Below are 23,529 nucleotides of genomic sequence, written 5' to 3' on the forward strand. Positions count from 1 at the left end.
GAAACACGCTGTCTAAGAAGGAGCCGACCGATGAGCGACATGCACTTGCTGGCCGCGGCCAAAAGCCTGTTGAGCCATCCCCCCTTTACCCTGGCCGATGCCAGAGCCCTGGAGGCGCTGGAAGAGGAAGCTGTGGGGGAGGAGGGGCTCTGCATCGCCGCGCTATGGGACATCGCCCTCGCGCTGGCGGACGAGGAAGCCAGACACTATCTCCTGGGGGATGGCTGAGCGGGTGTCGGGTGGGCGGACAGCAATGACAACGGGGGGCCTGGGCCCCCCGTTGTCATTGGCAGCTGTCGCTCAGATGGAGAGGCTCTTGACGGTGTCCGACACCGAGTTGGCGTCCTCGATGATCTCCTTGATGACGTCGGCGATGATGGTGGCCTGCTCCTGACCTGCCACCGCCTTGTCGGAGACGACGGAGACGGTCTGGGTGATCTGGGAGGTGATCTCCGAGTTGTGCTTGATGACGGTGACGATCTCGCTGGTGGAGCTGGAAGTGCGCGCCGCCAGTTGCCTCACCTCGTCGGCCACGACCGCGAATCCCCGTCCCTGTTCCCCGGCGCGGGCCGCCTCGATGGCCGCGTTGAGGGCCAGCAGATTGGTCTGATCCGCGATGCCGCTGATGGTGGAGATGATGGATTCGATGCTCCTGGATTGCTGGTTGAGCTGCTCTATCTGTTTGCTGACCGCATTGACCGAGGTGTTGATGTGAGAGGAGGTGTCGAGCACCCTGTCGATGACCTCCCGCCCCCTGGCGGCGCTCGCGACGGTTTCGCTGGCGATGGCACACGCCTTCTGGGCCGCTTCCCGGGTGGAGATGGATTTCTCCACCCGCTCGGTGATGTCGCTCGCCAGCTTGATGATTTTGACCACCTTGCCCTCGTGGTTGAAGATGGGGTTGTAGGTGGCCTCCAGCCATATCTTCTCCCCCCGGTGACCCAGACGCATGAAAAGCCCGGACTTGATGTCACCCGAGCCGAGATCCTGCCAGAAATGGGGGTTGTTCTGGTAGAACTCGGTGTCACAGAAGAGACGATGATGCTTGCCGACCACCTCTTCCAGCCGGTAACCAAAGCAGTTGAGGAAATTCTGGTTGGCGGTGATGACGGTGCCATCGGGTTGGAAATCGATGACCGCCAGGGACTTGTCCAGGGCTGCCAGCAGGGCCTGGGTGCGCTCCAGGGTGGATTGCTGCTGGGTCACGTCGGAGGCGACCTTGGCGATCCGCACCACCTTGACGTCGATCACGATGGGGAAATAGGTCGCCTCCAGCCACACGGCCTTGCCGGATTTCGACTGGCGAATGAAGCGGCCGCTGCGGGAGACGCCGTGGCGCAGATCCTGCCACAAGGTCTCGTAATCCCGGGTATTGACGTCGTCGGGGAAGCAGAGGGTGCTGTGATGCTTGCCGATCACCTCGTCACGTTCAAATCCCACGATCTTGAGAAACAGCGCGTTGGCGAAGGTGACCACTCCCGCCGGGGTGAACTGGACGAAGGGGACCTGCAACTGGATAGCCTGTTCAAATGCCCCCAGCTCCACCACCCTTGCCGCTTGCTCACTGGCTTCCTTGCTTGCTTTTTGATTCCAGAACATGACAGCGCTCCTCCATGAGACCCTTGAATGGGATAACGACCAAATATGAGTAAATTAACAATAGCATTGCGTCCTGATGAGTCGTCATCGTACTCAAATTAACTTTTTATTTTTCAATGTTGATAAATAGCTTCTTAATTGTAGGGTCTCGTACCAAGGTTATTTATCTCGTGGACCGCTTTGGGCCCCAGGGAATATTGGCATGAAGGCGCCTCTTTTGGCACTGACAATTGTCACGATGCCCCTATATATCGCCCTCGTATGAACCCTGTGGCACGTCAGGGATCTCGGTGGGGATAAAGTTGAGTCTTCTGGAACGCGGTGAAATTAGGTGGCTACGGGGATCGGGAAAAAGCCGCTATCTGACTCTCTGGTGTGAGAAATAAACGGCCAAGGGTGTGAGTTTTTGGATATCCGGCATGTGTGAACCCGTGACGACATTGCCGCTTCGGTATATTTTCTGTCCCGAAACAGGGAGTGTTTATTTTGCCTGCAAGGTAGAGAGTTTCTGGTTCAGGGACTCAATCTCTTTCTGATATCGGGTAGTGACCGACTGCATCTCTGCCGAGACATTGCGGGATCTTGCCTTGTTCTCCGTGATCTGGGTCATCTCGTTGTTCATCTTCTGCTTTTTGGCCTCGATCTCGGTGCGCAGAGCCTCGGCCTGGCGTTGTTTCTGGCCGTTCGCCAGGCTCTGCTCTATCTCCCGGGTCTGGTTGGCCGCCTGCTCCACCGCCTCGGGGGAGGGGGTATAGACATTGAGTACCATGGGTTTGGCGTCGCTGCTGCAGGGGATGTCGCTGAAGGTGATCTGCCCATCGCGGGCGCATTGATAGACAGCCGCCTGGACAACGGGGACGTTGGCAAGCCCCAGGCAGGCGAGAGAGATGACCAGCATGCGTGACATAGACTCCTCCTTGAATCCTCTTCCTTGCACACTAGTACATGGCGCAAGGTCAGACAACGGCCTCGTTCCGGGTGTGACATTCCGGTCCTCACGTCGCCTCTCTCTGGTCCATGGCGGGGAGATCTCCTGCGCAATGGGTGTGCCATGGCGGCACAAAGCGACGGATCCCTGCCTGTTTCCCCGCAGTTCAACACATCAGAGCACCATAACGGGCCGCAATGAGGTATCTTATGCCCCGATTTCATCCATCAAACGGATAAGAGACAACACATGATCATCAAACCCAAGGTTCGCGGCTTTATCTGCACCACCACCCACCCGGTTGGTTGTGAAGCCAATGTTCGTCGCCAGATCGCTTACACCCAAGCCAAGGGCGCCATCGAGAATGGCCCCAAGAAGGTGCTGGTGATCGGCGCTTCCACCGGCTATGGTCTGGCCTCCCGCATTGCCGCAGCCTTCGGCAGCGGAGCTGCCACCATCGGTGTCTTCTTCGAAAAGCCGAGCTCCGAGACCAAGACGGGCTCCGCCGGCTGGTACAACTCCGCCGCCTTCGACAAGGCCGCCAAAGAGGCCGGCCTCTACGCCAAGAGCATCAATGGCGATGCCTTCTCCCACGAGTGCCGTGCCAAGGTGATCGAGCTCATCAAGCAGGATCTGGGTCAAATCGATCTGGTGGTCTACTCCCTGGCCTCTCCGGTGCGCAAGCTGCCGGACACCGGCGAAGTGGTGCGCTCCGCCCTCAAACCCATCGGCGAGGTCTACACCTCCACCGCCATCGACACCAACAAGGATCAGATCATCACCGCCACCGTCGAGCCGGCGAATGAGGAAGAGATCCAGAGCACCATCACCGTCATGGGCGGCCAGGACTGGGAACTGTGGATGGCGGCTCTGCGCGATGCGGGTGTGCTGGCTGACGGTGCCAAGTCCGTGGCCTACTCCTACATCGGTACCGACCTGACCTGGCCAATCTACTGGCATGGTACCCTGGGCCGAGCCAAGGAAGATCTGGACCGTGCCGCCACCGCGATCCGTGGCGATCTGGCCGCCAAGGGGGGGACCGCCCACGTGGCCGTGCTCAAATCCGTGGTGACCCAGGCCTCCTCTGCCATTCCCGTGATGCCGCTCTACATCTCCATGGCCTTCAAGATCATGAAGGAGAAGGGCATCCACGAGGGTTGCATGGAGCAGGTGGACCGCATGATGCGCACCCGCCTGTACGGCGCCGACATGGCGCTGGACGAGCAGGCACGCATCCGCATGGATGACTGGGAACTGCGTGAAGACGTGCAGCAGACCTGCCGTGATCTCTGGCCCTCCATCACCACCGAGAACCTCAGTGAACTGACCGACTACACCGGCTACAAGCAGGAGTTCCTGCGCCTGTTCGGTTTCGGTCTGGACGAGGTGGACTACGATGCGGACGTGAATCCGGACGTGCAATTCGACGTGGTCGAGCTGTAAGTCGGTCACCAGCACAGACAGGGCCCTGCGGGGCCCTGTTTTTTTGCAGCAGACTCAACCTGTTGCCTCAGGTTTATTATCCGCGATCACCTTTTTCCCCGAACAAACCCGCTAGGCTTGCGCTGTCCGGATCACAGACGGCACCGCCGAGGTACGAAAGTCATGACCACATCCCATGAGGCGCCCAAGAAGCGCCAGCTCCCGACGGTTTATACCCTGCTTTTCATCATCATCGCCCTGATGGCGGCCCTCACCTGGGTGCTGCCGGCGGGCAAATACAACTATGTGACGGCCAAGACCCAGCAGCCGGTGGCGGCAGCGGCCGTGGCCGACTACAGCGGTGACGAGCGACTGCTGCCGGTACCCGGCAGTTACACCGAGCTCCCTTCCCAACCCCAGGGGGTATTCGATGTGCTCAAGGCGCCCATCCAGGGCTTTCACAAGGCGGCGGACGTAGCACTGTTCGTACTCATCATCGGCGGCTTTCTGGCGGTGACCATGCAGAGCGGTGCGCTGGATGCCGGGGTCGGGGCCATAGTGCGTACCTTCGCCGGGCGCGAGCGGCTGCTCATCCCGGTGCTGATCGCCCTGTTCGCCCTGGGTGGCTCCACCTTCGGCATGGCGGAGGAGACGGTGGCCTTCTGGGCACTCATCGTGCCGGTGATGATGGCGGCGGGCTTCGATCGCATTGTGGCGGCCGGGATCATCCTGCTCGGCTCCGGGGTCGGGGTGCTCGCCTCCACCGTCAATCCGTTTGCCACCGGCATCGCCTCCGGTTTCGCGGGTATCCCCATCGGTGAGGGGATAGGGCTACGGTCATCCAGTGGCTGCTGCTGGTGATCTTCGCCTCCTGGTTCGTGATGCGCTACGCCAGGCAGGTGCAGCAGGACAAGTCCCGCTCCGTGCTGGCTGATATCGTTTATGACGACGAGTTCTCCCAGATGAAGAGCGGCAACCTCGCCTTCAGCGGCAAGCAGAAGCTCACCATGCTGGTCTTCTTCGGCACCTTCCTGCTGATGATCTATGCGGTGGTGCCCTGGTCGGATCTGGGCATCGATCTGTTGCCCACCCTGGGCTGGTGGTTTGACGAGCTCTCCACCCTCTTCTTCAGCGCCTCCATCCTGATTGCCCTCATCAACCGGATGCCGGAGTCCAACTACGTGGCGACCTTCCTCAACGGGGCGCGGGATCTCATCGGGGTTGCCCTGGTGGTGGCGGTGGCGCACGGCATCTATGTGGTGATGGAGCACGGCGTCATCATCGACACCATACTGCACTGGGCCGAGGGACTGGTGAGCGGGCTGTCGTCGTCGGTCTTCATCCTGATGGCCTATCTGGTGCACATCATCCTGAGCTTCTTCATTCCCTCCACCTCGGGGCTTGCGACCGTCTCCATGCCGTTGATGGGGCCGCTGGCGGACTTCTCCGGCATCTCGCGGGATCTGGTGATCACCGCCTATCAGTCCGCCTCCGGCTGGATCAACCTGTTCGCCCCCACCGCCGCTCACCTGGTGGCGGGGCTGGCGCTCGCCAGGATCCCCTACGATCGCTTCGTGCGCTGGGTGCTGCCCTTCATCATCGGGGCGGCTCTCATCACCATGGTGGTACTGGTGGCCGGGGCTCTGCTGCACGGCTGATGGCGCGGATAGAAAACGACAGACAACAAAAAGGCTCCCGCGGGAGCCTTTTTCATGAGCCTTGCTTACTGCTTGTAGCCCTTGAGGAAGCGGGCGAGACGGCCGATAGCCTCTTCCAGCTCCTCTTCCCGGGGCAGGAACACCAGGCGGAAGTGATCCGGTGCAGGCCAGTTGAAGCCGGTACCTTGCACCAGCAGGAGCTTCTCCTGCTGCAGCAGATCGAACACCATCTTCTGGTCATCGCGGATGTCGTACACCTTGGGGTCGAGGCGCGGGAACATGTAGAGCGCCCCCTTGGGCTTGACGCAGGAGACACCGGGGATCTCATTCAAAAGCTCCCAGGCTTTGTCCCGCTGGCGACGCAGGCGGCCCCCCGGCAGGATCAGCTCGTTGATGCTCTGGTAGCCCCCAAGGGCGGTCTGGATGGCGTGCTGCATGGGCACGTTGGCACACAGCCGCATGGAGGCCAGCATCTCCAGCCCCTCGATGTAGCCCTTGGCGCGACCCTTGGGACCGGTGATGACCATCCAGCCCTGGCGGAAGCCACAGGCGCGGTAGGCCTTGGAGAGGCCGTTGAAGGTCACCACCATGACATCGTCGCACAGGGTGCAGACGCTGGTGTGGGAGATGTCGTCGTAGAGGATCTTGTCGTAAATTTCGTCGGCGAAAATGATGAGGTTGTGCTGGCGGGCGATCTCGATCACCTCCAGCAGGAACTCGCTGCCGTAGACGGCGCCGGTCGGGTTGTTGGGGTTGATCAGCACCAGGCCGCGGGTGCGCGGGGTGATGCGGGCGCGGATGTCGTCGAGATCCGGATACCAGTCAGCCCCTTCGTCGCAACGGTAGTGCACCGCATGGCCACCGGAGAGGGTGACGGCCGCGGTCCAGAGCGGGTAGTCGGGGGAGGGCACCAGCATCTCGTCGCCGTTGTTGAGCAGCGCCTGCATCGCCATCACGATGAGCTCGCTCGCACCATTGCCGATGTAGATGTCGTCGATGTCGACCTTGCGCATCCCTTTTTGCTGGTAGTACTGCATCACCGCCTTGCGGGCGGAGAAGAGCCCCTTGGAGTCGCAGTAGCCCTGGCTCTGGGGCATGTTGAGGATCACATCCTTGATGATCTCCTCCGGTGCTTCGAAGCCAAACGGGGCCGGATTGCCGATGTTGAGCTTGATGATGCGGTGACCTTCGTCTTCGAGACGGCGAGCTTCTTTGTGCACCGGGCCGCGGATGTCATAGCAGACATCGTCGAGCTTGTGCGACTTGTCGATAGTGAACATGGTGAGCGTGATTCCTTCCCCGTGGGGCGCGTTGGCAGAAAAGCTGTTTTTAGTATCAAATTTCTCTGCCCCTATTCTTCACAGAATTGAATGCTAGAACAATCTAATTTATGGAATAAATCCCTGATATTTACCCCTGAAACAGGGTTGTTGAAATGTTAAATTCAGCATGATCGTTTGCCTCTCTTTGGTAGATCAGTGAAAGATGAGGGGCAGATTCATAAAGCAACATGAGTGTATTGAAATATCTCCCCCATCTGGCACGATTGGCTGGGGTAAAAAAGGCCCCGACCCGTCGGTCTGCCAGGGGAGCACGCAGGCACAGGGGCTCATCTTCCCGCTCTCGAGGTTCACTCATGCAGGCACCCGCCACCGGTCGCTACCGCCATTTCAAGGGGGGCTATTACCAGGTTCTTGCCCTGGCCTTGCACACCGAAACCCAGGAGCAGCTGGTGATCTATCAATCCGAACAGGATGGTCAGGTCTATGCCCGCCCCGTCGCCATGTTCATGGAGTGGATTGAACATCAGGGACAGGTGGTGAGCCGCTTCACGCCGGTGGCCTGAGGCAGGCTTGGCGACATGAAAAAAGGCGCCAGAGGCGCCTTTTTTCATGGTGTCGGGGCTTACAGACCCAGATTGGCTCTGGCATAGGCCTCAAAATCGGTGCAGCCGCCGATGTGCTGCTCATCCAGGAAGATCTGCGGCACAGTGGTGACCGGCTTGCCCGCCTTGGCGGCGAGATCGTCCTTGGTCAGCCCGGCCACGTTGATATCCACGTAGCGGAACTCGAAGTCATCGCGCTCCTCGGTCAGTTGCTCGGCAATCTGCTTGGCACGCACGCAATAGGGGCAACCGGGACGACCAAAAATCTCTACAAACATCTTTTCTCTCCATTAAACAAGCCGTTGAAGAAGGCCATTGAGATGAGGCTGGGCACAGCATAGCCCCGCCGCCGTGCCAGTCAAAGCCGAAAATAGCGATGCGTCCGTTCGCCACCCCCGATTGCGCCCATTGCTGATGAAGGCTCCAGAGCCCCTGTCTCGCGCCAAGGTCGGGGAATGGGGGCCGCCTTGCTGGCAAGGCCACCTATATCGTTCATCACTGCTCGGCGATCTGGATGGGCTGCTGCTGGTAGATGCTCTCCAGCACGCCTTTTTCGAAGACGGTCCAGGGCCAGGGGGCCTTGCTGGCGCGATAGCGCTCGTGGGTGGCGGGGTCTTGCGACAGGCCGCGCTGGAACATCACGAAGGCCTTGCGCTGGCCACTTGCGGTGTCGATGAAGCCGGCGAGGTTCGAGGTGCCGGTGATGGTGCCCGTCTTGGCGTGCACCTTGTTCTTCATCATGGGGGCGGTGACGCTGCGGCGCCAGGCCAGGGTGCCGTCCACCTGGGAGCTTGGCAGCAGCTTGATGAAGTCGAGCTCGGCATCGTTCTTCTGGATGAAGTTAAGCACCGACAACATCTGGCGCGCGCTGATGAGATTGTGGGCGGAGAGGCCGGAGCCGTCGGCCAGGGTGGCGTTGCCAAGGTCAATGCCGTGCTTGGTCAGGATGGCGCGCACCGCCATGGTGCCGCTGCGATAGCTGCCCGGCTTGTTGTAGTAGTGACGCCCCACGGTTTTGAGGAAGGTATCGGCGTAGAGGTTGTCGGACTTTTTCAACATCTTGGCGAGCATCACCGGCAGGGAGACAGAGTAGTGGGTCGCCAGGGTCTGGGCACCGACAGGGGCCTGATGGGTGACCCGCAGCAGGCCGTCGTGGCTGATCCCGGCGCGGTTCATGGCCCAGCGGATGTTGTCCCAGCCCCAGGCCTCCACGTCATGGATGGCAAAGCGCAGCCCTTGTGGCTCCTTGTTCGGGGTGATGCAGCCCTTGAGCTCGTAGAAGTTGCCCTTGGCCATGTCTACTTCCAGAGCACAGAACTGACGCGCCATGTCGCCATAGCTCATCACCTCCACGTTGTCGGCGCCGATGCCGATGGGCACGCCGGTGGCCACGTTGCCCACCGCAGGCTTGCCAATCTGGGTGGCGGTGATGGTGCCGTAGGCGCAGTTCTTGTCGATGATGACCGAGGAGACGGGAGCGGCGAAACAGAGGGTCTGATCCCCCCAGGACCAGCCGTTGCCACGCTCATAGCCGTTGTAGGCACCGGTGTTGACATAGACGTTGCCCTGAATGCGGGTGACGCCCAACTGTTTGAACAGGGCAACCAGATCCATGCGCGACAGGGTCGGGTCGCCGACGAAGTTGATCCAGATGTCGCCGTTGATGGTAGTGCCCTGTTTGGCGCCGGGCTGGGCCTGGATGTCGGTGGCGAAGCGGAAGTCGGCACCGAGTTCGAGGCGGGCGGCGAGCGCGGTGAGCACCTTCATGGTGGAGGCGGGGGCTATCATGTCATCGGCGTGACGGGCAAATTCCACCCCGTTGTTACCCTGTACGATGACGGCGTACTGGCCCCCCTTGGGCGGGGTCAGCGGGGCGGCCTGGACCGCCAGAGAAAAGAGAGCACAAAAACCAATCAACAGCCGCTGCATAGGATCCTCTAACTGAACGAAAGGGCGGCATCAGAAACCGCCCCGATAATCAAACCGGGTGACTGCCGGGTATCGCCTGCCATGGGGTCAGGCCGGGGCGTTGGCAGTCCGGTAACGCCCCTCGTAATCGAATATTTTTTCCTTCACCTGCCAGAAGCGTCCCGACTTGCGGGCGATGACGAAATCCGGGTGACGGAACTGGTCTGCCGCGAGCATCACGCTCGCCAGGGTAGTGAATTCGGGCTCCAGGCCCGGGGCGGGCCAATGATGACGCACAAAGCGTTGTTGAAACAAGCGCTGTGCACCCCGGGAGTGAAAGGGGAAGTACTCCGTCAGGGTCAGGCCATCCTCGTCGTGGTAGGTCACCTCCAGCCGCTCCCCCTGCTTGCCGCGCCCAGGGCTCAGGGTCAAACCGGCGCAGCGGATCACCATGCAGTCCTTGAGATTGAGGGCCTCCTTGAGCTTGTCGTCAGGGTCCACCAGCAGCTGGTCACAGCTTTGGCAGCGGCGGGCGGCGATGTCGTTTTCAGCACCGCAACCTGGGCAGATCTTGGCGCGAAAGCGGTAGTCGCACTCCTCGCGGTTGCCCTCGTCATCTTCAAACAGTCCCTGACAGCGGCGGCCGTAGTGTTCGACCACCTTGCCATCCTCGTCGGTCTTGCCCCAGAAAGTGTTGGCAAAGCCGCAGGCGGGGCAGGGCACCTGAACCGGCTCGGTGCCGGCGTGGGGCCTGGGTTCCCCCACTTCGGGGGCAAACAGGTTGAAGTTGTTGCCTGCGTAGTCGAGCACCAGGCAATCGCTCTTGCCGGGTGAGAGGCGCAGGCCCCGTCCCACAATCTGCTGATAGAGCGACACCGATTCGGTGGGGCGCAGCATCACGATGAGGTCGACGTGGGGGGCATCGAAGCCGGTGGTGAGCACTGCCACGTTGACCAGAAACTTGAGCTCGCGCGCCTTGAAGGCACTGATTAGAGCGTCGCGCTCCGGTCCCGGCGTCTCGCCGGTGACGAGGGCGGCCTGCTGGTCTCTGGCACCGAGCAGGTCATGAATTTCCCGGGCATGCTCGACGGTGGCGGCGAAGATCATCACCCCCTGCCGGTCGGCCGCATACTCCAGCACCTGGCTCAGGATATGGGGGGTGACCCGCTCCTGTCGCTTGATCTCGCCGTTGAGCTGCGCCTCGCTGAACAGGCCGTTTTCCCGCGGCACCAGCTTGCTGAAGTCGTAGTGGACGATGGGGGCGTCCACCAGGCGCGGCGGGGTCAGGTAGCCGTTTTTCACCATGAAGCGCAGGGGCAGTTCGAACACGCAGTCACCGAACAGCCGCTCGCCGTGGCTCTTGACCATGCCGTGGTAGTGGCGCCGGTAGATCCAGCCCAGCCCCAGCCGATAGGGGGTGGCGGTGAGCCCGAGGATCTTGAGGGCCGGATTGGCGGCCTTGAGATGCTCGATCACCTGATGGTATTGGCTGTCGTCATCGAGCGAGACCCGGTGGCACTCGTCGATGATGAGCAGCGAAAAAGCCCCGTCGAAGGCATCCAGATTGCGCGCCACCGACTGCACCGAGCCAAACACCACCTGGGCGCTCGCCTCCTTCCGATCCAGCCCGGCGGCGAAGATGTCGGCCCGGAGTCCCCAGGCCTCGTACTTGGCGTGGTTCTGTTCCACCAGCTCCTTGACGTGAGCTAGCACCAGCACCCGGCCACGGGCCTTGCGGGCCAGCTCGGCGATCACCAGGCTCTTGCCGGCCCCGGTGGGCAGCACCACCACGGCGGGATCCGGGTGTTTGCGAAAGTGGCTGATGACGGCGTTGACCGCGTCGGTTTGATAGGGTCTGAGAACGAACATGGGGAACGGTTGTGGCGCAAGGTGGCGCCATTATAGGGATCTTGCAGGGAAAATGCAGTGAGGGGGGCGTGCTGACAGGAAGCGGGCCGGCAAGATGCCGGCCCGTGCAGGTCAGGGACCTCAGTGGAAGGGGAACAGGTAGTTGAGCCAGCTACCCATGCGCATCAGGATCTTGCGCATGATGGCCACGTGGTGGAAGTGCTCGGTATAGATGGCGGCCTGACCGCTGGAGCCCGCGATCACCTGGTAGTTTGCCCACTCGGGATCGGTGATCTCGAGCACGATGGGCAGGCGACCCGGTACCTGAGCCGAAGTCTGATCGATAAGACCTGCCTGTGCCTGGATGTTGCCCGGTGCCATGGCCGGGATAACGGACTGCACCTTGGCCTTGAAGATGCGACCCGGGATGCCGTCGAGCACGACTTCGGCCTCGTCACCCGCCTTGAGCCGCTGCATGCTGTTCTGCCAGAACCAGCCGACATAGGCATTGGCATCTTCATGAATGAAGGTCATCACGGGGCGGAACATGAAGGGGGCGGCAATCATGCCCGGGCGCAATGCCAGTTGCACGACATGACCGTCACTCGGGGCGTAGACCACGGTCTGCTCCAGATCGTACTTGGCGATGTTGAGCTGGGCACTCAGGTCATTGAGGGTCGCTTTTTGCTGATCTATCTGGGCGACGATGTCATCCACGTTGGCCTGGGTGACGTCGAGGTCGCGCTGTTTGCCGATGCCCCGTCGCATCAGCTCCTGGGCGCGATCCCTGTCCAGGCTGGCGGAGCGCAGGCGGGCGTCCAGAGCCTTCAGAAAATCGGTGTTGGAGGCGAGGCGCGCCGTCAGGCTGGCGACCTTCTCCTGGAAGGGCTCAGCGTCGATGCGAAACAGCACATCCCCTTTCTTGACCGGTTGGTTGGGCTTGACCGGGACGTCGGTGACTCGTCCCTTGACCAGGGGCACGACCGGGGTGGAGACATAATAGTTGCGAGCCAGCTCGGAATAGGGGTGGTTGTAGTTCATCAGCATGATGAGTGTGCCGATGATGATGACGCCACCCAGCACGGCGGTCGGCACGGTCCACTTGTTGAGCGGGATCTTGAAGATCTTGAAAATACCTATGCAGAGGGCCGTATAGGTGAGAATAAGTAGCAGGTCCATGGGGCGTTACCTATTTGTCGGTCTGTTCGAGCGTGGCCATGCGAGCCTGCAGTGCGGCCAGCTCCTCTTTGAGTGCGCTGATCTCTGTTTCGTCATGTTGTAGGCGTTGCGAGAAGCCCCAGCCGCGATCGGGGCGATAAATCGTGGCCCAGATCCAGAGGAAGGGCCAGAGCACGTGCAGGGTGAACAGGCTGACCCAGCCTGCCACGTGAATGGCGTCCTGGTGGGGGTGATTACGGTGCTTGGCAATTTCATATGGAATATCGTGAATGACGATAATGCCATAGAACATGACCAAGACGACAAACACCAGGATCCCCAGGGCAATGTAGTCAAGTACCATCGATTTCTCCCGTCTGAGTCGCTAACAATGCTTCGATTGTCGAGTCGAGGCTTCGGCAATAATGACAGCATATGCCGTCGGTGCAAGTCTGCAATCGGAGAGTTGGTGTGGCGGTACAGGCATGGTTCATCGGTTGCTCATTTAACACACAAAATTGATTTGGTTAGATAAAATCAAACAGCAATGGATGCCCGGGCAAGGTGAGAGGTGAACCTGATGAACGAATGGTGCAGTGGCAAAGGATGGCGGCTTGGCCTGTTGCTGATCTGCCTGTTGTGGTCCCGCCTCGGCTGGACCGCCGAACCCAGAATGGAGCCCAATGAGCAGGAGCGGGCGCAGACCCTGGTCCTGCTTCATGAACCCATCGTTATGCTGACGGCTAAATATGGCAACATGGATGGGGCGGCCAGGGTACGGCTGGCCCATGAGCGAGTTCAGCGGATGGAGCCAAGCGACCTCATGACGCCTGTGGCCGTGACGAAAGGCAGCCGACACGGCCAGGAGAGCCGGGAGTTTCTGGTCAATGGCAAGCGCATTCTGGTGCTGCTGGAAGGGGACCTTGATGAATTCGACGAGCTGACCCTGGATCAGGCGGCCGAACGTGTCCTGCATCGGCTCGACGGCGTGCGCATCAAGTATCTCGAGCTGCACTCGACCCCCTATTTGCTCAGAGCCGTCGGCTTGGCGGTGGTGGTCAGCCTGATCTTCTTCGGCCTCATCTGGCTGTTGCAGCGGGGGCATCGGCGAGTCAGAAAGTGGCTGGCCAACCGCCTGTTGCTGCAGAAGGGGCTGGTCCCCCACTCCTGGCGCCAGGTCACCGGGAATGTCGAGGTCCGCTTGCTCGGCCTCATCACTCTGCTGCTCATCTTCATGCTCACCTATGGCTGGCTGACCTATGTGCTCGGCCTGTTCCCCCAGACCCGGGCCTGGAGCTATCAGCTTGGGGAATCCCTGTTTGCCCTGTGTGGCGACATGCTGGAGGGCATGATTGCCGCCATGCCCGGTCTGGTAACCGTGCTGCTTATCGTGGTCATCACCCGTTTCTTCATCAAGATGCTGGCCATCCTCTTCGACCGCATCGAGCGTGGCCAGTTTCGGGTGCAGGGTTTGCACGCCGAGACCATAGGCGCCACCCGGCGACTGCTGTCAGTGGTGATCTGGCTGTTTGCCCTGACCGTGGCCTACCCCTATCTGCCGGGGGCGGATTCCGATGCCTTCAAGGGGATCAGCGTCTTCTTCGGTCTGATGGTGACACTGGGATCGGCCGGTATCATGAACCATGCCATGAGCGGACTGGTGCTCATCTACTCCCGCGCACTGCGGCCAGGGGATCTGGTGCAGATCGGCGAGGTGGAGGGGATGGTGAGCGAGCTCAATGCCCTCTCGACCAAGCTGGTGACGCGCCAGGATCACGAGGTCACGCTGCCCAATGCGGTGGTGGTGGGGGGCAAGGTGGTGAACCTGACACGGCTGGCGGGCGAGAAGGGGGTGGCCCTGCTGACCAAGGTGACCATCGGTTATGACACCCCCTGGCGTCAGGTACATGCCATGTTGGAGCTGGCCGCGCGGCGCTGCACCCGGCTCAATCAGGATGAAGCTCCCCTGGTGCGGCAGCTGAATCTGCAGGATTGGTATGTGGAGTACGAGTTGCAGGTGAGGATGAAGGCAAGCGAACTCCCTGCAGTGGTCAAGACGGAGCTCCATGGCCATATTCAGGATGTCTTCAACGAGTTCGGGGTGCAGATCATGTCCCCCAACTTCATTGCCCAGCCGGAGCAGGCTGTGCTGGTGGCCAGGGAGCAGTGGTATCAGGCACCGGCCCGGGCGCCCGATTCCGACGAGCCCCCCGCCAGGGAGTGACCACAAAAAGCAGAGGCCCGGCAGCAATGCCGGGCCTCTTGTCATGAAGAGAAGCTGACGCCTCAGCTCTCCTTGGCCTCTCTCAGTTGGGAGGGCCTGAATTTCACCAGGAAGGCGAGGGTGATGAGGGCAGTGCTCACCAGACCGATGATGGTGGAAACATTCATCTCGAGGCCGAAACCGATGGGGGCGTTGGCCAGGTAGGTGATGACCACTGCGGTCATGAAGATGGCGGGAATGGTGCATACCCAGTGCAGCTTGCCTTCCTTGATGAGGTAGGCGGCCGCAGCCCACAGCATGATGACGGCGGTGGTCTGGTTGGCCCAGCCGAAATAGCGCCAGATCACCCCGAACTCGGCTTTGGAGATGATGAAGCCAAGGATGAACATGGGGATGGCGATGAGCAGACGCTTCGCCATGGGCTTCTGGGTCAGGTTCAGGAAGTCCGCCACGATGAGGCGGGCACTGCGAAACGCGGTGTCACCGGAGGTGATGGGCAGGATCACCACGCCGAGGATCGCCAGGATGCCGCCCACGGTACCGAGCAGGCTGGTGGAGACTTCGTGCACCACGGCAGAGGGGCCGCCGCTGGCCAGGGTGGCGTTGAGTGCCTCGGTGCTGTCGTAGAAGGAGAGACCCAGGGTGCACCAGATGAGGGCGATGATCCCTTCCCCTATCATGGCGCCGTAGAAGATGAAGCGACCGGAGCTCTCGTTCTGCATGCAGCGCGCCATCAGCGGGGACTGGGTGGCGTGGAAACCGGAGACCGCACCACAGGCGATGGTGATGAACAGCAGCGGCCAGAGCGGCAGATCCGTCGGGTGCAGGTTGGAGAAGTCCATCCCGGTGTTGTAGAAGCCCTTGCCGGAGACGATGAGGCCGATGATGAGGCCGACCGACATGAAGACCAGCAGCGCACCGAAGATGGGGTAGAAGCGGCCGATGATCTTGTCGATGGGAACGATGGTCGCGAGGATGTAGTAGGCGAAGATGGCCGCAATCCAGTAGACCAGATCGGTGGAGGTGAGGTTGGCGAGCAGGCCCGCCGGGCTCAGGACGAAGACCACGCCCACCAGCATCAGGAGCACCACGGCAAAGAGGTTCATGAAGTGCTTGGCGGCGGTGCCCAGGTGCTCACCGACTACGGTCGGCACCGAGGCGCCCCTGGCGCGTACCGACAGCATGCCGGAGAAATAGTCGTGGACCGCACCGGCGAAGATGCAGCCAAAGACGATCCAGAGCATGGCGACCGGACCATAGAGGGCACCCAGGATGGGGCCGAAGATGGGGCCGACGCCGGCGATGTTGAGCAGTTGAACCAGGTAGACCTTCTTGTCCGACATGGGGACATAGTCCACCCCGTCCGCCATGGTGATGGCGGGGGTCTTCAACTCGGGTTTGGGCCCGAATATCCGTTCGATGAATTTGCCGTATATGAAGTAGCCGGCTATCAACAAGCCGACACAGAGGAAGAACCAGATCATTGCTACGCTCCTGCTTTGTTATTTTTTGGTGTGCGCAGCCAGTGTAGGTGGGGACTTCTGTTAACGGCAGGTGAAAGGGGGTGAGCGGCGACATGGCGACCCGAGTGGTTGCCCGCTGTGATCCGGCGCACATCGCGCCCCGCTTTATTCCAGTCCCAGCTCGTCTTTTAGCTCCTTGAGGTAGCGGCGGCTGACCGGTACCCGGGCCCCGCTCGGGGTCACGATCTCCGCCAGTTGATTCTCCAGCAAACGGATTTCGAAGATGGCGGCCGGGGCCACCAGATACTGGCGGTGACAGCGCAGCAGCGGGGTCTTCTCCTCGAGGGACTTGAGGGTGAGCTGGGTGTGAAACAGCTCTCCCTGGCAGGCGACATGGACGCCGCCGAGATCGGAGAAGGCGTACTCCACCTGGGAGGTTGGGAGCAGCCGCACCCGGTTGTGCAGGTATCCGGGGATATGGTGGATGGTCGGGGCCAGGGTCCCGACCGGTTGCGGGGTGATGTCCTGCCTGAGCCGCGCCAGGGTCTTGGCGAGGCGCGCCGGCTCCACCGGCTTGAGCAGGTAGTCGAAGGCGTTCTCCTCGAAGGCCTGGATGGCGTAGTCGTCGAACGCGGTGACAAAGACGATGCGGGGCAGGGGATCGAGCATGGCCACCAGCTCCATGCCGCTGAGCTTGGGCATCTGGATATCGAGAAACACCACATCCGGCTTGAGTTGCTGGATGAGGCCGAGCGCCTCGATGGCGTTGCCCGCCATGCCCAGGATCTCGATGTCGGGATCGCTGGCCAGCAGCTCTGCCAGCTCCTCGCGGGCATAGGGCTCGTCATCGACGATCAGGGTGCGGATCATGTCATCTCCTTGGCGGTGGTGCGGGGTTGTCGTGGGAGCGTCAGGGAGACCTGGGTCCATTGCTCCGGCTCCCACTGGACGTCAATGCCATAGCGCTCGCCAAAGGCACTCTTGAGGCGCTTGTCCACCAGGCTCATCCCCAGACCATCCCCCTGGCCGGATGGTTGCCAGGCCCCGGCGTTGTCTTCGACGCAAAGGGTGATCGCCTCGGGGGTCTCCCTCGCGAAGAGGCGAAGTCGCCCCTCTCCCAGCAGGGAGCAGATGCCGTGCTTGATGGCATTCTCGATGAGGGGCTGCAGGGTGAAGCTCGGCAGTTGCACCTCGGCAAGGTGGAGCGGGATCTCGTTGATGACGGTGAGCCGCTCGCCAAAGCGGGCCTGCTCTATCTCCAGGTAGGAGAGGCAGTGCTCCTGCTCCTCACGCAGCGTGGTCAGGCCGCTCTGGCGCTTGAGGTTGTTGCGAAAGAAGCGGGAGAGGTGCAGCAGCAGCTCCCGTGCCCGTCCCGGATCGCGGCGGGTAATGGCGCTGATGGTGTTGAGGGTGTTGAACAGGAAGTGGGGGTTTATCTGTGCCTGCACCAGCTTGAGCTCGGATTGCACCAGCAGGCGCTGCTGCTGCTCCAGGCGGCCTGCCAGCAGCTGCTGGGACAACAGGTTGGCGATCCCTTCTCCCAGGGTGTGATTGATCTTGAGGAAGAGCCGCTTCTTGGGCTCATACAGTTTGATGGTGCCGATCACCCCCTCGTCACCCTGCAGGGGGATCACCAGCACGGAGCCGAGCTGGCACTGGGGGGAGATGCTGCAACGATAGGGCTGGCTGTTGCCATCGGCGAACAGCACCTTGTTCTGGGCGATGGCTTGCAGGGTGATCGCCGAGGTGATGGGAGTGCCCGGCTTGTGGTGATCTTCTCCTGTGCCGATGAAGGCGAGGATTTTATCGGTGTCCGTGATGGCGACGGCGCCGACGCCGGTCTCTTCCTGAACGATATGGGCTATCTTGCCGCTGGCCTCCGGAGTGAACCCCTGGCTCATGATGCCGACGGTGCGGTTGGCGATGGTGAGCGCCTTGGCGGAGAAGACCCGGGAGAACTTTTCGTACATCCGCTGCTGGTCGCGGATCATGCTGATGAAGAGCGCCGCCCCGCAGGAGTTGGCGAGGATCATGGGGGTGGCGATGGTGCGCACCAGCAGCAGGGACTTGTCGAAGGGGGTGGCGACCAGCAGGATGATCACCATCTGCATGATCTCGGCCACGAAGGTGGTAAAGAAGGCGACCCTGGGTGCAAAGAGGTCATTGACCCTGCCTGCCCGCATCAGCCGCCAGTGAACCAGCCCCCCCAACAAGCCTTCGCAGGTGGTGGAGATGGCGCAGGCGAGATCGGTGAACCCCCCCAGGGTATAGCGGTGCAGGCCGCCGGTCAGCCCCACCAGGCATCCCACCAGGGGGCCGCCCAGCAGTCCCCCCAGTACGGCACCGACCGCCCGGGTGTTGGCGATGGCGTCATCGATGTCGAGGCCCACATAGGTTCCCAGGATGCAAAAGCAGGAGAAGATGACATAGATGAGCACCTTGTGGGGCAGCCTGACGGAGTAGTTGGCCAAGGGACGCAGCAGGGGACTCTTGGAAAAAAGGTAGGCGATGACCAGACTGACGCTCATCTGCTGGAGCAGAGAGAGGACTAGTTGCATAAAAAAGCTTCCTCAAACACCACGCCGGAGCCGGGCGTTGTCATGACGCAGGGTGAGCCTGAGCCCGTCTTGATGCGGGCTGCGGGCTGAACGCTGCGGCAGTTTGCCAGAATGGAAAAATAAAACCATATAAAATCAGCACGTTAAATTGATATTTGTGTAATCGATGCCCGCTTGATATTGCTGATGCGAGCATGAAGGTATCCACCGGATACGCCACACGGAGGTGGCATGCTCCGCCCGGCCATCGGCTGGGCGTTTTTTATCCAGCTCCAATGGTGGACGATTTCGAGGGGACCTGAGCAATTATTCAGGTTTGTCCAATGAGTTATCCCCAGCTTCTGGGGATAACTCAGAAGGCGAAATAGTAACAGACCCGCCGACCCAGACCGAAAAAGGCGCGCTGCGCGTCGTCCAGCTCTTCCTGTCTGAGGGGGGCGACGATGCTTCGCGCATCTTCCCGCAGATCGATCATGGCCACCCCTTCCGGCCGCTGCCCCTTGAGGTAGGGCAGCACCTTGGGTCTGAGGGGCATGCTGGGCTCGGTGGAGAGCACCAGGGCCAGGGCATCGTCATCCAGGCGCACCAGGGAACCCGGTGGATAGACCCCCAGCACCTTTATCAGCAACCTGACCTGGGTTTGCTCGAACTTCTTCTGGGAGAGCTTGTAGAGCTGGCCGATCACCTGGCTGGGTCCCGGCGGGTTGAGGCCGCTGCGCGGGTGAAGCAGCTCGTCATAGTGGTCCACCAGCCCGATGAGGCGGGCGAGGGGGGGGATCTTGTCGCCCTTGATCCCGAGGGGAAAACCGCTGCCATCGAGGCGTTCGTGATGCAGGTAGGCGACCTCGCGGATTCTGGGTTCGAAAGCCTGCAACTGGTTGAGCATCTCCAGTCCGTACTGGGGGTGCATGTTGAGGAAATTCTGCTCCGCCTTGCTGAGCTCCCCCCGCTTCTGGATGATCTGGCTCGGGATCCTGAGCTCGCCGATGTCGTGGATCAGGCCCGCCAGACCGGTCTCCTCGATCTCGACGGGATTCATGCCAAGCTCCCGTGCCATCAGCATGGCGATGAAGGCCACGCTCAGGCTGTGTTGCAGCAGGGTATCCGTGTTCTGGCTGCGGATGAGGTGCAGACCGAGCGGCCCCTGGTGTTCTGCCAGACGGGCGGCGGTGCTGCGCACTATCTGTGCGGTATTGGCCAGGCCTTCGTCCGGTTTGAGGTTGAGGGCGCCAAGGGCGTCGCGAAGATCTGACAGGGATTGACCGAACGCCTTGTCCGCGATGCGAAGGGAGCGCCTGAACGCCTTTTCGTCGAAGGTGGGGCCCTCAGAAGAGGAGGTGGTATCCCCGGTGTCGCTCATCTCAAGCGAGGGGACGGGTTCGGCCCGCAGCAAGGGCTCGACCGGCAGATCGCTCTTGTCGGGATCCACCATCAGCAGGGTCAGGTCGAGGTGGCGGATGATGTCGAGCTGTTGCTGGTCCTTGATTTTGAAGGCGTTGAACATGAAAGGGTGGCTTGTCCATCCCGTGGGAAGATGGATGTAGTGGCCGACTCTCAACTGCTCGATGGAGGCCTGTATCAGCGCCATGGACTAGCTCTTCTGTCGAATTTGCCTATCAACAAGCTAGCAAAATTAAACAGATAGACAAACAAAAAAGCCCGCGCATGTGCGCGGGCTCTTGTCATCCGTGGCGTTTATCAGGCCTTGGATTTTTTCTTGTTGTCCACCTTGGCGTCGACCTTGGCTGCAACCGGGGCAGCAGCAGGGGCTTCCTCGATGAAGGGACGGCCGTAGTAGGTGTCCATCAGGATGGCTTTCAGCTCGGTGATCAGCGGGTAGCGCGGGTTGGCGCCGGTGCACTGGTCATCGAAGGCTTCCAGGGCCAGCTGGTCTACCTTGGCCAGGAAGTCCGCTTCGTTCACGCCGGCTTCGCGGATGGAGGCCGGGATCCCCAGGGTGGCCTTCAGCTCGTCCAGCCAGGTCAGCAGCTTCTCGATCTTGGCGGCGGTACGGTCACCGGCAGCGGTCAGGCCCAGGTGGTCAGCCACTTCGGCGTAGCGACGGCGAGCCTGCGGACGGTCGTACTGGGAGAACGCGGTCTGCTTGGTCGGGTTGTCGTTCGCGTTGTAGCGGATGACGTTGCTGATCAGCAGGGCGTTGGCCAGACCGTGGGGGATGTGGAACTCCGCACCCAGTTTGTGGGCCATGGAGTGGCACACACCCAGAAATGCGTTGGCAAACGCGATACCGGCGATGGTGGCCGCGTTGTGCACCTTCTCGCGGGCAACCGGGTCGTTGGCGCCGTTGATGTAGCTGGAGGGCAGGTACTCTTTGAGCAGTTTCAGGGCTTGTAGCGCCTGACCGTCGGAGTATTCGTTGGCCAGCACGGAGACATAGGCTTCCATGGCGTGGGTCACGGCGTCGATACCACCGAAGGCACACAGGGATTTGGGCATGCCCATTACCAGGTTGGCATCCACGATGGCCATGTTCGGGGTCAGCTCGTAGTCGGCCAGCGGGTACTTCATGCCGGTGGCGTCGTCGGTCACGACCGCAAACGGGGTCACTTCAGAACCGGTACCGGACGTGGTGGTGATACAGACCAGTTCGGCCTTCACGCCCATTTTCGGGAACTTGTAGATACGCTTGCGGATGTCCATGAAGCGCATGGCCAGGTCTTCGAACGCGGTGTCCGGGTGCTCGTACATGACCCACATGATCTTGGCGGCATCCATGGGTGAACCACCACCCAGGGCGACGATCACGTCCGGCTTGAAGGAGTTGGCCATCTCGGCGCCCTTGCGGACCACGGACAGGGTGGGGTCGGCTTCCACTTCGTAGAAGATCTCCACTTCCATGTTCAGCTTCTTGAGCAGGCGAACCACTTCATCGGCATAGCCGTTGTTGAACAGGAAGCGGTCGGTCACCACCATGGCGCGCTTCTTGCCTTCCAGGTCGCCCAGGGCGATCGGCAGGGAACCACGACGGAAGTAGATGGATTTCGGAAGTTTGTGCCACAGCATATTTTCTGCCCGTTTTGCGACTGTCTTCTTGTTGATCAAGTGCTTGGGACCGACGTTCTCGGAGATGGAGTTACCACTCCAGGAGCCGCAACCCAGGGTCAGGGACGGGGCCAGCGCGAAGTTGTACAGGTCACCGATACCACCCTGGGTGGAGGGGGTGTTGATGAGGATACGGGCGGTCTTCATCTTGTCGCCGAAGTACTTGATGCGGTCGGCATTGCGATCCTGGTCGGTATAGAGACCGGAGGTGTGGCCGATACCACCGATGTTGACCATGTCGCAGGCCATTTCGACGGCTTCTTCGAAGTTCTTGGCACGGAACATACCCAGCGTCGGGGAGAGTTTCTCGTGAGCGAACTCGTCTTCTGCGCAGAGTTCCAGACCTTCACCGATGAGGATCTTGGTGGTGGCAGGCACGGTCACGCCGGCCATGGCGGCGATCTTGGTAGCAGGCTGGCCCACGATGTCGGCGTTCAGGGCGCCGTTGATCAGCAGCACTTTACGCACCTTGTCCGCTTCGTCCTTGGAGAGGATGTAGCCGGCGTGGGTCGCGAAACGCTCCTTGACCTGGTTGTAGATGGAGTCGACCACGATGACAGCCTGCTCGGAGGCACAGACCACGCCGTTGTCGAAGGTCTTGGACATCAGGATGGAGGCGACGGCACGCTTCACGTCGGCGGTTTCGTCGATGACGATGGGCACGTTGCCCGCACCCACGCCGATGGCGGGTTTGCCGGAGGAGTAGGCGGCCTTCACCATGCCCGGGCCACCGGTGGCCAGGATCAGGTTGATGTCGTCGTGACGCATCAGGGCATTGGAGAGTTCGACGGAGGGTTGATCAATCCAGCCGATGATGTCTTTCGGCGCACCGGCAGCCACGGCAGCATCCAGTACCAGCTTGGCAGCGGTATTGGTGGAGTTCTTGGCGCGGGGGTGCGGGGAGAAGATGATGGCGTTGCGGGTCTTCAGGGAGATGAGGGCCTTGAAGATCGCGGTGGAAGTCGGGTTGGTGGTCGGTACGATACCGCAGATGATGCCTACCGGCTCGGCGATGGTGATGGTGCCCATCTCGTCATCTTCACTGAGGATGCCGCAGGTCTTCTCATCTTTATAGGCGTTGTAGATGTATTCGGAGGCGAAGTGGTTCTTAATAACCTTGTCTTCGATGATACCCATGCCGGATTCGGCAACGGCCATCTGGGCCAGGGGGATACGGGCGTTGCTGGCGGCCAGAGCGGCGGCGCGGAAGACCTTGTCTACCTGCTCTTGCGAGAAGCTGGCGAATTGACGCTGTGCTTCTTTGACGCGGGCAACCAGTGCATCCAGTTCAGCCAAATTGGTTACTGCCATGTTTATCTCCTGATGATTTGAAAACTGTTTAGTAAGACCTTGGCAATGCCCGGCAATTATAGCCACCTTGTCAAGGCGAGAATCACCATAACGGGGTATTTACATGCCTTAGTAAACTGTTTTCTGACTCGATTATAGGGTCGGGATGTGTCAGAAAAGATTGATCTGGATCATATGTAACAAAAGAACAAAAGAAATTTTGTTTCACCCCTTATCGCACCACTATGTTACGGGAGTGTGTCATCCTTTCTTGGCATCACGAGCTGCTGTCACGCGCCCTTGAAATATCAGCTCAGGGAAGGGGATCCGATGAATTCTCGCCTTGACCGGGATGGGGGAAGGTGGCATTGCCATGATGGCGGCAGAACGCCTAGCCCCCTGACGTTTCATTTATGTTGAGAAAGGGGTTGTTGTTTTCATCCAGTCGCCCTGGCGAAACAGCACATCTGGCGGTGGCAGGGAGCTTGTCACCTCTGCACAGCCGGCCCCACTGGCACCGCACCA

Annotated in this window: 17 protein-coding genes and 2 pseudogenes; 5 read left to right on the forward strand and 14 right to left on the reverse strand. The window is 60.7% G+C overall.

Features of this window, described 5'->3' with window-relative positions; genetic code table 11:
- Nucleotides 1-30 precede the first annotated feature (30 nt).
- Nucleotides 31-228 carry a hypothetical protein gene (locus tag C2U37_RS16960; protein ID WP_039038678.1) on the forward strand — a complete coding sequence of 66 codons (198 nt, stop codon included), beginning with the start codon at nucleotides 31-33 and terminating at the stop codon, nucleotides 226-228.
- A gap of 72 nt (nucleotides 229-300) precedes the next feature.
- Here the strand turns inward: C2U37_RS16960 and C2U37_RS25375 are convergent, their stop codons facing one another.
- The 3 genes and pseudogenes from C2U37_RS25375 to C2U37_RS16970 all read right to left on the reverse strand — a co-directional run bounded on the left by C2U37_RS25375 (nucleotide 301) and on the right by C2U37_RS16970 (nucleotide 2,506).
- Nucleotides 301-876, reverse strand: a complete 576-nt coding sequence (locus C2U37_RS25375; protein ID WP_408745691.1) for a methyl-accepting chemotaxis protein — start codon at nucleotides 874-876, stop codon at nucleotides 301-303.
- A 12-nt stretch (nucleotides 877-888) separates the two neighbouring features.
- Nucleotides 889-1,599 (reverse strand): annotated as a pseudogene (locus tag C2U37_RS25380) (PAS domain-containing protein); the annotation flags it as partial.
- 481 nt (nucleotides 1,600-2,080) lie between these two features.
- On the reverse strand, nucleotides 2,081-2,506 hold the full coding sequence (locus C2U37_RS16970; RefSeq protein ID WP_043156375.1) for a DUF4124 domain-containing protein: 426 nt from the start codon (nucleotides 2,504-2,506) through the stop codon (nucleotides 2,081-2,083).
- Nucleotides 2,507-2,776: 270 nt separating this feature from the next.
- Between C2U37_RS16970 and fabV the strand changes: the two genes are divergently transcribed.
- Nucleotides 2,777-3,970: an enoyl-ACP reductase FabV gene (gene fabV / locus C2U37_RS16975; protein WP_041212832.1), complete on the forward strand. Its 1,194-nt coding sequence runs from the start codon at nucleotides 2,777-2,779 to the stop codon at nucleotides 3,968-3,970.
- Between the two features lie 162 nt (nucleotides 3,971-4,132).
- Nucleotides 4,133-5,607: pseudogene (locus tag C2U37_RS16980) on the forward strand (YfcC family protein).
- Between the two features lie 65 nt (nucleotides 5,608-5,672).
- On the opposite strand, the gene C2U37_RS16985 reads toward C2U37_RS16980, so the two are convergent.
- On the reverse strand, nucleotides 5,673-6,887 hold the full coding sequence (locus tag C2U37_RS16985) for a pyridoxal phosphate-dependent aminotransferase (protein WP_005302243.1): 1,215 nt from the start codon (nucleotides 6,885-6,887) through the stop codon (nucleotides 5,673-5,675).
- Nucleotides 6,888-7,243: 356 nt separating this feature from the next.
- Here C2U37_RS16985 and C2U37_RS16990 point away from each other — a divergent pair, with 356 nt between their 5' ends.
- Nucleotides 7,244-7,453: a DUF1653 domain-containing protein gene (locus C2U37_RS16990; RefSeq protein WP_010674028.1), complete on the forward strand. Its 210-nt coding sequence runs from the start codon at nucleotides 7,244-7,246 to the stop codon at nucleotides 7,451-7,453.
- Between the two features lie 59 nt (nucleotides 7,454-7,512).
- Here C2U37_RS16990 and C2U37_RS16995 read toward each other — a convergent pair whose 3' ends face one another.
- The 5 genes from C2U37_RS16995 to C2U37_RS17015 all read right to left on the reverse strand — a co-directional run bounded on the left by C2U37_RS16995 (nucleotide 7,513) and on the right by C2U37_RS17015 (nucleotide 12,770).
- A complete protein-coding gene (locus C2U37_RS16995; RefSeq protein ID WP_010674029.1) occupies nucleotides 7,513-7,770 on the reverse strand; it encodes a GrxA family glutaredoxin in 258 nt (85 codons plus the stop codon).
- Between the two features lie 217 nt (nucleotides 7,771-7,987).
- Nucleotides 7,988-9,421 (reverse strand): D-alanyl-D-alanine carboxypeptidase/D-alanyl-D-alanine endopeptidase, encoded by a 1,434-nt coding sequence (gene dacB, locus C2U37_RS17000; RefSeq protein WP_043156376.1) that lies wholly within the window; start codon nucleotides 9,419-9,421, stop codon nucleotides 7,988-7,990.
- Between the two features lie 87 nt (nucleotides 9,422-9,508).
- Complete coding sequence (locus C2U37_RS17005) at nucleotides 9,509-11,269, reverse strand: DEAD/DEAH box helicase (RefSeq protein ID WP_049636406.1); 1,761 nt, start codon at nucleotides 11,267-11,269, stop codon at nucleotides 9,509-9,511.
- Between the two features lie 120 nt (nucleotides 11,270-11,389).
- The gene (locus C2U37_RS17010; RefSeq protein ID WP_039038992.1) at nucleotides 11,390-12,427 is read right to left on the reverse strand and encodes an HlyD family secretion protein; all 1,038 of its coding nucleotides are present in this window, start codon (nucleotides 12,425-12,427) and stop codon (nucleotides 11,390-11,392) included.
- A gap of 10 nt (nucleotides 12,428-12,437) precedes the next feature.
- The gene (locus tag C2U37_RS17015) at nucleotides 12,438-12,770 is read right to left on the reverse strand and encodes a DUF3302 domain-containing protein (RefSeq protein WP_104452765.1); all 333 of its coding nucleotides are present in this window, start codon (nucleotides 12,768-12,770) and stop codon (nucleotides 12,438-12,440) included.
- 216 nt (nucleotides 12,771-12,986) lie between these two features.
- Between C2U37_RS17015 and C2U37_RS17020 the strand changes: the two genes are divergently transcribed.
- A complete protein-coding gene (locus C2U37_RS17020; RefSeq protein ID WP_104452766.1) occupies nucleotides 12,987-14,630 on the forward strand; it encodes a mechanosensitive ion channel family protein in 1,644 nt (547 codons plus the stop codon).
- Between the two features lie 62 nt (nucleotides 14,631-14,692).
- On the opposite strand, the gene C2U37_RS17025 is transcribed toward C2U37_RS17020, so the two are convergent.
- From C2U37_RS17025 to adhE, 5 genes are all read right to left on the reverse strand, one after another.
- Nucleotides 14,693-16,114: a carbon starvation CstA family protein gene (locus C2U37_RS17025; RefSeq protein ID WP_010674323.1), complete on the reverse strand. Its 1,422-nt coding sequence runs from the start codon at nucleotides 16,112-16,114 to the stop codon at nucleotides 14,693-14,695.
- Nucleotides 16,115-16,258: 144 nt separating this feature from the next.
- Nucleotides 16,259-16,963, reverse strand: a complete 705-nt coding sequence (btsR, locus tag C2U37_RS17030; RefSeq protein WP_010674324.1) for a two-component system response regulator BtsR — start codon at nucleotides 16,961-16,963, stop codon at nucleotides 16,259-16,261.
- The gene (locus C2U37_RS17035) at nucleotides 16,960-18,651 is read right to left on the reverse strand and encodes a sensor histidine kinase (RefSeq protein ID WP_104452767.1); all 1,692 of its coding nucleotides are present in this window, start codon (nucleotides 18,649-18,651) and stop codon (nucleotides 16,960-16,962) included. Before C2U37_RS17035 ends, btsR begins: the two co-directional genes overlap by 4 nt.
- A 352-nt stretch (nucleotides 18,652-19,003) precedes the next feature.
- A complete protein-coding gene (locus C2U37_RS17040; RefSeq protein WP_104452768.1) occupies nucleotides 19,004-20,239 on the reverse strand; it encodes an HD-GYP domain-containing protein in 1,236 nt (411 codons plus the stop codon).
- A gap of 110 nt (nucleotides 20,240-20,349) precedes the next feature.
- Nucleotides 20,350-23,025, reverse strand: coding sequence for a bifunctional acetaldehyde-CoA/alcohol dehydrogenase (gene adhE, locus C2U37_RS17045; RefSeq protein WP_103858529.1), 2,676 nt, complete (start codon nucleotides 23,023-23,025; stop codon nucleotides 20,350-20,352).
- Between the last annotated feature and the right edge of the window lie 504 nt (nucleotides 23,026-23,529).

The organism is Aeromonas sp. ASNIH1, assembly GCF_002934285.1.
Taxonomy (GTDB): Bacteria; Pseudomonadota; Gammaproteobacteria; order Enterobacterales; family Aeromonadaceae; genus Aeromonas; species Aeromonas caviae.